Origin of the sequence: Psychrobacter sp. AOP31-B2-9, assembly GCF_052378005.1 — a bacterium.
Classification (GTDB): domain Bacteria; phylum Pseudomonadota; class Gammaproteobacteria; order Pseudomonadales; family Moraxellaceae; genus Psychrobacter.
In genome coordinates this window covers 1-959 of sequence record NZ_JBQSXG010000294.1, presented here as the reverse complement: position 1 = coordinate 959, position 959 = coordinate 1, and the positions used below count along the sequence as shown (strand labels likewise).

At 30.3% G+C, this 959-nt stretch carries 2 protein-coding genes; one reads left to right on the top strand and one right to left on the bottom strand.

Annotation, left to right across the window (positions count from 1 at the left end; all coding sequences use genetic code 11):
- Positions 1-702 (top strand): hypothetical protein (locus tag ACT3SX_RS15275; RefSeq protein WP_444761845.1); only part of this gene is annotated, 702 nt, incomplete at its 5' end.
- Between the two features lie 88 nt (positions 703-790).
- Here the strand turns inward: ACT3SX_RS15275 and ACT3SX_RS15270 are convergent.
- Positions 791-959, bottom strand: a 169-nt coding sequence (locus ACT3SX_RS15270) for a transposase (RefSeq protein WP_444519157.1), incomplete at its 5' end; no start/stop codon positions are given.

Here is a 959-nt window from a genome sequence, read left to right as displayed (position 1 = left end):
GCTTTTGGATCAGGATGTATGAAAATACAACCTGATAGTATTGAGCCTATTCCTAATACTTTTACAAGCATAGAAGATTCTTTGTCTTCAAATTTAGATAGTGGCAATTCAATCGAAAACACTCCTATTTATAATATTAATGAACTTACTGCAGGATTCATAAAACCAATAAAAAAAGATAATAAATTAACTTTTATTGACAAGTTCATTGATGGCAAATTCAAAGATATTGATTATTTAGACCGAAAGATTGAAATCAGCAATTGTAACGATCTAATAACCTATGATCTAAGAGAGACATCAAACATTGCAAATAGTGATCGAAATATATTATTAACAAGAAAAAGAGCTTGTATTCTAATCAAAGATATCACTAATGACTCAAATATTATTGCATTGAATGACAAATATAAAAATAGCAAATTTATACCTATAACAGATAAGCATTTAAAAAAAATAGTAGATAGTATTCCTTCTAGAATTTCTGAAAATCGAAACGTCGACTGTTCTATTGATCAGTACGACAATGTTGCTTGTGTGGACGAATACGAGCCTAAAGAGTATTCCATGTATATTAATCAAGTAGCTATTCATAATAATAAAAACTACTACTTCATCACGGTCAATACCTCAGTACCAACTTACTATTACTTGACAACCATTGACGGTGATAAAGTAGATAGTCAGTGGATTTACTATTAATAATCTGATAGTAGTGCTACTGATTTAAAAAATTTATCCACTATAGATTTACTAATTAATTTCTTAGATTAACATACCAAGTGCAACGCTAAATTATATTATAGAACACCTGATTGGGCGTTTTAAACCCTAAGCGTTTTCTTGGTCTGCTGTTTAGTTTATTCTCAATGTCCTGTATCTCATTATCAGAGACTTGTCTAAAGTCACAACCCTTAGGCAAGAACTCTCTGATTAAGCCGTTGGTATTCTCGTTGGTT